This is a genomic window from Nostoc sp. NMS4, from assembly GCF_017115095.1.
GTDB lineage: Bacteria > Cyanobacteriota > Cyanobacteriia > Cyanobacteriales > Nostocaceae > Nostoc.
On sequence record NZ_JABXKI010000076.1, the window covers coordinates 44,700 to 54,546 of the forward strand.

Consider the following 9,847-nt stretch of genomic DNA (forward strand, 5'->3'; position numbering starts at 1 on the left):
ACCCTTGCCCGTAGAACCCGCAGTTGTCGTGGCAAATAGTCCAGTACCAGCACCAGTAAGGGTTAGTTGGTCAGTTTTAAATGTAATATCCCCTGCGGCTCCACTGTTATTCGTATTAGAAGATACTCGCGCTCCCTGGCTTAAGTTGACGCGATCGGCAGTAATCGTCAGGTTTCCGGCGTTGCCACTACCAGAAGTGGAAGCAGATAATTCCACCCCATTGTGATTAAATTGCCGAGTCGTCACGCTAATATTTCCAGCATTGCCACTGCTGTTGGTTTCGGCAGTTAACTTACCTGCCCCTGTGAGGGTAATCGTGTCTGGAGCAGTGAGAATCAGGTCGCCACCCTTGCCGTTACCATTGGTGGATGCAGAGATTTGGGATTGGGGCGCGAGGAATACATCTAAAGTGGTGTCATTGGCGTAGGGATTGAGCCGCAGCGTACCTGCGGGAGCTTGTCCTTGAGTATCAGCAAATACTCCCACGATACCCGCCAGATTCATTTGGGAAGCATTGAGGGTAATGCTACCACCACCCCCGGCATTAGTTGCTGTGGCGGTTGCCGTGGCAACAATACGGGCGTTATCGGACAAATTAAGACTGGGGGTATTAATTATGATATCCCCGGCTTTACCTGCATCGGTGGCTGCTACCGAAAGGACGGGCGCAGCGCCTTCCACCTGTGCAATGTTCACGGCTGTAGGCGCGTTTATAGTGATAGTACCACCCTGTCCACTGCTCTGAGTGGCGGCGGTAATTTGTGCGTCTCCAGCAATAACAACAGTGGGGCTGTTGAGGGTAATGTCACCCGCTTTGCCAGTACTGCTGGTGGTGGCAGCAAGGCTGCTACCATTGGTCAGGCTGATACCCTGCCCAGTGGTAACGGTGATATTCCCGGCATTGCCGCTATTGCTGGTGCTGCTGAGAATTTGACTCTGGTTGAACGTTGCTAGACCAGGACTGATGAAGGTGATATTTCCGGCAGGGTCGCTGCCTTTGGTGTCGCTTTCAATCCGGCTGTTAGTGAGGGTGAGATTCCCGGTGCTGGTAATGTTGACATCGCCCGATCGCCCCGTTCCAGTGACCGGAATTGTGATTTTTCCTGTAAAAGCAGTGTCTATTGTCACTTGTTTTCCAGTTAAAATTACGGTATCTGCGATCGCTAAATCTCCTTGACTATTCACCGTAACTGCCCCCGCCTGTGCTGAAGAGGATGCCGTCAGTATTTGCAGTCCAGACACCTGGTTTTTCGCGTCTAATGTGACATTTCCGCCAGCGTTTGCAGTTCCTTGGGGCGCAACTGAAAAGGCATTCAGGCTACTTCCTCCTCCAGTAATATTCCCATTCTCGGCGCTGAGAGCGATCGCGCCGCCATTGCTACTATTGCCAGCTATTGAATACGAGAATGAGGACAAATCGCTATTGGTAGCAAGGTTGCCATTGTGAGCAGTGAGGGCGATCGCACCGCCATTGCCACTATTGCCGGTGTCAGATAACGAGAATGAGGACAAGTAACTGTAATTATTGTTGGTGAGGTTGCCGTTGGTACTGCTAAAAGCGATCGCGCCGCCATTGCCACTATTGCCAGTGCTTGAGTACGAGAATGAGTACAATAAGCTATTGTTGGTGAGGTTGCCGTTGGTGCTGGTAAAGGCGATCGCCCCGCCATTACCACTATTGCCAGTGCTTGATAATGAGTATGAAGACAAGTAACCATTGTTGGTGAGATCGCCCTCGGTTGTCGAGAGGACGATCTCACCGCCATTACCACTCGTGCGACCATTTGAGCTTGAGTCCAACACGCCATTGTTGGTAAGAGTGCCATTGTTGGTAGAGAGGGCGATCGCACCGCCATTACCACTCGTGCCACTCGTTGCGATAGAGTTTGAGGACAAATAACCACTGTTAGTTAGGTCGCCATTGGTAGCAGAAAGGGCGATCGTGCCGCCATTGCCACTATTGCCAATATCTGAGCTGGAGAATGAGTACAATGAGCCATTATTGGTGAGAGTGCCATTGTTGGTAGAAAGGGCGATCGCGCCGCCATTGCCACTGTTGCCACCACTTGAGCCTGATGCCGAGTACAACAAGTTATTGTTGGTGAGGTTGCCATTGTTGGTAGAAAGGACGATCGCGCCGCCGTTGCCACTGTTGCCACCATTTGAGCTTGAGAGTGAGTAGAACAAGCCATTGGCGATCAGGTCGCCATTGTTGGTAGAGAGAGCGATCGCCCCACCATTGCCACTGTTGCCACCATTTGAGGTTGAGGCTGAGTACAACGCGCCATTAATAGTGAGATTGCCATTGTTGGTAGAAAGGGCGATCGCCCCACCATCGCCACTGTTGCCAGCATTTGAGCTTGAAGCTGAGTACAACAGGCCATTAATAGTGAGAGTGCCATTGTTGGTAGAGAGAGCGATCGACCCACCATTGCCACTGTTGCCACTATCTGAGGTTGAGGCTGAGTAGAATAAGCCATTGGTGGTGAGGTTGCCATTGTTGGTAGAGAGAGCGATCGTCCCTCCATCTCCACCAGTTTCATTGGACACATCGATACTAGCAACGTTAATATCTCCACTACCAGCGATTAGGCTGACGACTCCCCCAACGTTATTAAAAGGTTGCACCAGCACATTGCCCGTCAGCGTAATTCCACTTGGAACTGTGCCCCCTGTGTAAGCAGGTGGATTGTTTTGATTGCTGCCGCCATAAATCAGATTCGTCTGCCCAGACCGGATGATTAACCCCGGACGGGTACTTAAAATCCCATCGCTACCCACAAAGGTCGAAACGGTATCGGGGCCGGTAATTTTAATGCCACCCTGAATCTGCACACTGCCTAATGACTCAATTAGCAGGGATGCACCTGTGTAGCTACCTGCAATATCCACATCCCCTGCACTACTAATAATGGGGTCATACAGGCTAACAAAGGTGGCGGGTTGTCCTGATTGACTGCGGATTTGGAACTCACCACCACTGAAAAAATGGGCATCACCTGAAATGGTGCGATCGCTAACCAGACTCAATTTGCCGAGACTCTGAAACTGCGATTGGGGATGGTTCAGGGTAAAAATATCAATGCCCTGATTCCCTTGAATCATTAAATCTCTACCTGCACTAGCGATAAATGGAGTTGTGACGCTATCCCGAATTTGTACCGTCCCTTGAGCGTTCAGAGTGATATCTCTGCCCGCTACCAGTTGTCCTTGCAAATCGAGGTGGTTCCCTTCCAGAGTCAGGTCTTTTCCAACGGCGAGATTACCCCGATTAGCGATCGCAGAATCAGTTGAAATGCTACCCCTTTGCAGTCCTAATGGCACGTTGACACTTAGTAGCGGTGGTGCTTGGGGATTGATGGCGCTGAACTCACCACCATCAGGAAACTTCAAACTGCTGGCGGTGCTAGCAACAAAGGAACCACCGATGTTTAACTGAGCATTAGCACCAAAAATAATTCCGTTGGGATTGATTAAAAACAGATTGGCAATACCATTGACACGAATCAGCCCATCAATACTAGAAAAATTGCTTCCAGTCACCCGCGTGAGGATGTTTTGAATTGCAACCGGATTATTGAAAAACGCCTCGCCGCCTGTGGGAACAGAAAACTCTTGGAAACTGTGAAACAAATTCACACCCCGGACTGTACCTGCATCAATTGTGCAAATTGTGCAGCCAGGTGTTACCTGAGAATTTACTGGGAGTGTACGGTCGGGAACAATTTGAGCGCGGACGGGAGTGGAAATCAGAAAGGTAAGCAGGACACTACCAAACTGGCACAGGCGAGAAGCTAAATTTTGCATCTTAAAGATCGGGGTTTCTTAAATATGATTCCCGCTTCAGATTGAGAGTGAACAGTATCAGTGTGATCCGTTCTGAACAAACCAAATGCTGTTGGGCGATCGTCAAATCTTAACTAGTAGTCTGTCAAGAAATAATTGACGAATAAATTTTTTGTAGAGACGGCGATTTATCGCGTCTCTCCAACCGTCAAAATAGATTTGACAGACCACTAGGACTTACCGGAAAATCGAACCACAGAGACACAGAGAACGTAAAGAAATCAGAGTTTGAGAGGTATTTTGGGTAAGTCCTGAAGGAATATAAGCTTGTGTTAACCAGGATTAAAACAAACTAGGTAAACTGGAATCGTAAGGATTAGACCAGTTTATGCAGAATTCCACAGCACTGCCAAAGATCATCCGCGCCCATGTATTTATTTCTGGCCGAGTCCAAGGAGTGGGCTATCGTTATTCCACTGTGGATACAGCTAGGCAATTGGGATTAACCGGTTGGGTGCGGAATCTCCCTGATAATCGAGTAGAGGCAGTTTTTGAAGGGGCGCGAGAGGTTGTAGATAATATGGTTCGCTGGTGTCACTCTGGGCCACCTGCTGCTGTGGTTAAAGATGTTGTGGTTGAATATGAAGAACCAGAAGGGTTGCGGGGATTTGAAGTTAAACGGGTTGACTAATTCGTAATTCGTAATACTTCTCTACGAACGCGAACAGCGTGTCGGAGACAGAGTTCAATTTATATTTGCTTTGCGATCGCTTGCACTGAGTACGCTAAAAGAGAACTGAGGACTTTTGTTAACAATGCTAGTTTACCGCCTGTGAAAAATTTTGATTAGAATGCAGATGTCCACTAGGCGGCGTGCTGTCTATCCACGTAAATCCAGAAGATATTCAATGAGTAATCAATTAAAAGACTACAATCCTAGCGGTGTAGGTGAAATAAATGGCAACCTCTTAGGTTTGCCCTGCGATTATGAGTCTGCAAACTTGATTGTCTTTGGTGTACCGTGGGAAGTCACTGTTTCCTATGGTGCTGGTACTGCTAATGGCCCGCAGCGAATTCTAGATGCTTCGACTCAATTAGATTTGTTCGATTTCGATCACCCTGATGGTTGGAAGCAGGGAATTTTTATGCAAGAAATTTCCCAAGATATTTTAGAGAAGAACGCATACTACCGCACCTTGGCAGCAAAAATTATCGAACGATTAGCCCAAGGTAAACAACTCTCCGATACACCAGATTTAACATCTGTGCTGACAGAAATTAATCAAGCCGGTCAACAAGTTAATCAATGGCTATTTGAAAATTGTCAAGCCGCAATCAATAATGGTAAGCGAGTTGCTGTCATCGGTGGAGATCACAGTTCGCCTTTAGGTTATTTCCAAGCATTAGCAGCTAAATACCCAAACTATGGCATTTTGCATATTGATGCCCACGCAGATTTACGCGATGCTTATGAGGGATTCGAGTTTTCTCATGCGTCGATTATGTTTAATGCGATGAAAATACCGCAAATTTCTAAGTTAGTGCAGGTAGGTTTGCGTGATATTAGTCATGATGAAGTACAAATGATTAACCAATCTGATAGTCGCATTATTGCTTATTACGACCCAGCTATTAAGCAAAAGCTTTATTCTGGCACAACTTGGATTGATTTATGCCGAGAAATTATCAGCCATTTACCTGAGTATGTTTATATTAGTTTTGATGTCGATGGTTTAGATCCAAAACTCTGTCCGAGTACGGGTACTCCTGTTCCAGGTGGGTTGGAATTAGAGCAAACATTTTGTCTATTCCGAGAATTGGTCAATAGTGGCAGAAAAATTATTGGCTTTGATATCTGCGAAGTCGGTGATGCGGAGTGGGATGGTAATGTTGGAGCGCGGGTAGTTTACAAGCTGGCAAATTTGATGGATTTATCAAACAGAATTCAGGAGTCAGGTGTCAGAATTTAGAGTGAATTGCACAATCCACCTACTTAATGAAGCTTGAGCTTCTGAGTTCTTAGTTCATTGCTGTAGAACTATAAAGTGTTTTGATTGAGTGCATTTTTCGCAGAATTTGTATAAGGAACAAACAATCAGTACATCAGCGTCTGTCTCTATATCTGTTTCAGAACACAAATACTAAGCTAATTCCAACTGATGAAGTTCTGGAATTATATTCTTTATTGTCTATTAGTATCTGGATACTATTTATTTGTTCTATTTTAGTATGAGAATCATGTTGAAAAACTACTTTAACACCAATCAAGCGCGAGTTTTCACTGCTTTGATTTTGACTGGGATTTTGTCTGTTGCTGGCGGTTTAACACTTGTCAAAGACGCTACGGGTGCTTCTGCAAATTTCTCTCTAGAAAGGAAAAATGAAGTTCTTAAAGAGAATATTAAACCAAACCGCTTGCCACGTCCATTAGCTAATGCGGTACTGCGAGATTTAGCCCGCAGACAGGGAATTTCTATCAGACAATTACAAATTGTTGACTACAATCAACAGACTTGGCGTAATGGTTGCTTGGAACTGCCTCAAGCTGATGAAATTTGCACCGAAGCGTTAGTTCCTGGTTGGCGGATTGTGGTATCTAATGGCAAAGAAAACTGGGTTTATCATACTAATCAAACAGGTTCCGCACTCAGACTGAATGAAAAGGCAAACGAAAATACACTAGCCCCTGTGCAAATTCCAGCCAGCGAGTTACCACCACCGTTAGATCGAGATATAGTATTTCGCCAAATCTCCAGTGGGGGTTTTGCTGGCAGAACTTATGAGACTGTTTTACTCAAAGATGGGCGACTGATTCGGGTGCGGATTGGTGATGCTAATGATTCTGAACGTAGTGTTCGCCGCGTTTCTGGGCAACAGGTAGAACAATTTGTGCGATCGCTAAAACGCTCTAGGTTTAGTAAATTTCGGAATTTGAGTTACCCAGCCCCCAGTGGTGCTGCTGATTATATCACCTACACCCTCACCAGCCAAGAAGGTACGGTTCAGTACAATGATATTTCTCAAAATAACCTACCAAAAAATTTACAAACGGCAGTCAAAGCCTGGAATCAAATCGTAGCCAGCACCCAATCATAAACCTTGTTGATGGAATTGAAGAATAAGAGAGTGGAGGGAACCTTATTACAGACTCGCCACTCTCTTACAGAGTGACGGGTTTCAAATTTTCTAGTGGCGATCGCACGCACTATCTTGCAAAATGAACTTTCAAGATAGCGAAATGAATGAAAGGCCTTTACAGCAATATTAACCTAATTCACAATTTTGTAAAATACCACATAGGATTAAAATTAAAGATGAAGGCAACTATTAAAATATTTTCTTTCTCAGAATCTTAATTTTAAAGATAAGTCTAAAGCTTGTTTCAATACCATAATGAAAGACCAAGTACTAGATCGGATTTTTAATAAACCTTCTTTTCCCCTTAAATTTGAACGTTTGGAACTGGATGATAATTTCTGCATCATAGATACATCCGCCCAAGTACAACGGTTTGCAAAATTTCCTGATGAAGCGATCCGGGGAAAAGATGTCCGACTAGGTTTTCCTGAGTTGATCGGACTTGAAGATATTCTGAAAACTATCCTCAAAGGGGAGCAAGAACTGTTTGAATTACAAGCGATTGAACGATGTTTAGAGGATAAACTATATCTATATATAGATATATATATTATCGGCGAACAGCAGGAAAATAAATTAATAGTCTTAATTGAAGATGTTACTGATAGACTTGTTTTAAAACAAAAATTAGCACAGCAAGCCAAAAAAACGAATCTGCTATCAAGTGCTTTAATCTCATACAGAAATTACATGGAACAAGTAATTGCTTCAATGGCAGATGCTTTGTTAGTAACCAGTAATTCAGGAAAAATAAAAAAGGTTAACCGTGCCGCTAAAAAATTATTTGGTTTTCGGGAAGAAGAATTAATCAATCAACCAATATCACTAATCCTTGATGATAATCAACTCTTAATTAAAGATATCTATCAAAATTCTTATTTCAAGCGTAATTCCCAGAATCTAGAAGTAGTTTGTCGAACAAAAACTAGAGAAAAGCTGTTGATTGCTTTTTCTTGCTCAGTAATTGCAAAAAAAACAGAAGGACTAGAAGATATTGTCTACATTGGTCGGGATATTACTGCTTGGCAACGCCGGGAACAGCGTACAAGCGCCCAGTATTCTATTACTCGCATATTATCAGAATCACGCAGCATCAAGCAGGGGATTCCGCAAATTTTGCAGTCGATTTGTCAAAACTTAGGATGGGATTTAGGCGAACTTTGGACACCAAGCCAATATATTGCCACTTCGGTACAAGGAGATAACCTCAATGCAGTACTAAGATGTGTGGAAATTTGGTCAAGTCGATTAGTTTCTGTGCGAGAGTTTAAAGCAATTACCTGGCAAGCTACCTATACAGATGGTGTTGGCTTACCTGGTCGAATTTGGATCAGACGTTTGCCGTTGTGGATTAAAGATATCACAGTCGATGGAGATCAAAGGCGATCGCAAGCTGCTGCTGAGGCTGGATTGCACACAGCTTTTGGCTTCCCCATTTTAGATGATAGCGAAATCTTAGGAGTGATGGTTTTCTTTAGCCAGGAGTTACTACCAAAAGATAAAGACCTATTACAGATGATGAGTTCTATTGGTAGCCAAATCGCCCAATTTATCAAACGCAAACAAGCAGAAGATGCTCTTGTAGAAAGTGAAGAACGATATCGAGATTTATTTGAAAATGCTAATGATTTAATTCAATCTGTCAATCCATCCGGTCGTTTTTTATATGTCAATCGTGCATGGCGAGAAACTTTGGGATATGACGAAGCGGAAATTGCAAATATGAGTGTTTTTGATATTATCCATCCAGAGTTTAAGCAACACTGTTTGCAAAGATTTTATCGCGTGCTATCAGGAGAAAAACTTGGGGAAGTAACAGCCACATTCGTTACGAAAGACGGTCAAACAATCTTTGTCGAAGGTAATATTAATTGCAAATTTATCGAAGGACATCCAGTTGCGATTCGCGGCATTTTTCGCAATGTCACCCAGCGACTAGCAGCAGAAGAAGCACTTCGCCATCAGCAGCAAGAAACCGAACGTTTATTGCTGAATATTTTGCCAGATACAATCTCTAAAGAACTGAAAGAACAACCAGTTAATATTGCCGAAGACTTTGCTGATATCACAGTTTTATTTGCAGATATCGTTGGCTTGACCGAAATTGCTACTTCTATGAGTGCAATTCGACTGCTGAACCTACTCAACTCAATTTTCTCAGCTTTCGATCGCCTCACCCAAGGATATGGTTTAGAGAAAATCAAGACTATTACCGATGCTTATATGGTAGTTGCTGGCTTGCCCACACATCGCCCCGATCGTCCTCAAGCGATCGCTCTCATGGCACTGGATATGCAAACTGCGATCGCTCTATTTAATACTGAGAATAACCAGAATTTCAGCATCCGTATCGGCATCCATAGCGGTTCAGTATTAGCAGGAGTAATCGATCTCAACAAGTTTACTTACGATCTTTGGGGAGACATAGTAAACATTGCTAGCTGCATGGAATCCCTTGGGATTGCTGGTAAAATCCAGGTTACAGAAGATGCTTATAAGTGCTTGTGTGATGAGTTTTTATTTGAAAAACGAGGCGAAATCGAAGTTAAAGGTAAAGGGAAGATGACAACTTATTTGTTGATTGGACGGAATGGATAAGGGGCGTTAGGAGTGCTGAGTGCGTTAGGAGTGCTGAGTTAGGAGTTAGGAGTTTTGTTTATCTCCTTGTCTCCCTTGTCTCCCTTGTCTCCCTTGTCTCCCTTGTCTCCCCTGCCTCCCCTGCCTCCCCTGCCTCCCCTGCCTCCCCTGCCCCCAAGCCCTCTGCCTCTTCCCTAATGAGAATTCGGAATCAACCGCCCACAGGGATAAGTCGCTGTTTGCTGTGAAGCACTTTCAGCAACTGCTGCCGGAACCTGATCCGATGGTCGGGTTTTGGCTGCTAGATAGTCTTTTTGCAGTTTATCAAAAATGGCTTCTCGTCTGT

General features: G+C 44.3%; 5 protein-coding genes. 4 read left to right on the top strand and 1 reads right to left on the bottom strand.

What is annotated here, in order from left to right; genetic code table 11:
• A partial coding sequence (locus tag HWQ37_RS04450) for a two-partner secretion domain-containing protein (protein ID WP_292744299.1) occupies nt 1-3,807 on the bottom strand: 3,807 nt, incomplete at its 3' end.
• A 367-nt stretch (nt 3,808-4,174) separates the two neighbouring features.
• Between HWQ37_RS04450 and HWQ37_RS04455 the strand changes: the two genes are divergently transcribed.
• The 4 genes from HWQ37_RS04455 (at nt 4,175) to HWQ37_RS04470 (ending at nt 9,522) form a co-directional block, all read left to right on the top strand.
• Nucleotides 4,175-4,477, top strand: coding sequence for an acylphosphatase (locus HWQ37_RS04455; RefSeq protein ID WP_292744302.1), 303 nt, complete (start codon nt 4,175-4,177; stop codon nt 4,475-4,477).
• A gap of 217 nt (nt 4,478-4,694) precedes the next feature.
• A complete protein-coding gene (gene speB / locus HWQ37_RS04460; protein WP_292744305.1) occupies nt 4,695-5,756 on the top strand; it encodes an agmatinase SpeB in 1,062 nt (353 codons plus the stop codon).
• A gap of 259 nt (nt 5,757-6,015) precedes the next feature.
• Entirely contained in the window at nt 6,016-6,882 is an 867-nt protein-coding gene (locus HWQ37_RS04465; RefSeq protein WP_292744308.1) for a hypothetical protein, read from the top strand.
• Nucleotides 6,883-7,179: 297 nt separating this feature from the next.
• Nucleotides 7,180-9,522: an adenylate/guanylate cyclase domain-containing protein gene (locus HWQ37_RS04470; protein ID WP_292744310.1), complete on the top strand. Its 2,343-nt coding sequence runs from the start codon at nt 7,180-7,182 to the stop codon at nt 9,520-9,522.
• The last annotated feature ends 325 nt before the right edge of the window (nt 9,523-9,847 follow it).

What these genes read in the sequence shown, in the direction of transcription:
- HWQ37_RS04465 (WP_292744308.1), top strand. Translation starts at nt 6,016, where the DNA reads ATGAGAATCATGTTGAAAAACTACTTTAACACCAATCAAGCGCGAGTT.
- speB (WP_292744305.1), top strand. Translation starts at nt 4,695, where the DNA reads ATGAGTAATCAATTAAAAGACTACAATCCTAGCGGTGTAGGTGAAATA.
- HWQ37_RS04455 (WP_292744302.1), top strand. Translation starts at nt 4,175, where the DNA reads ATGCAGAATTCCACAGCACTGCCAAAGATCATCCGCGCCCATGTATTT.
- HWQ37_RS04470 (WP_292744310.1), top strand. Translation starts at nt 7,180, where the DNA reads ATGAAAGACCAAGTACTAGATCGGATTTTTAATAAACCTTCTTTTCCC.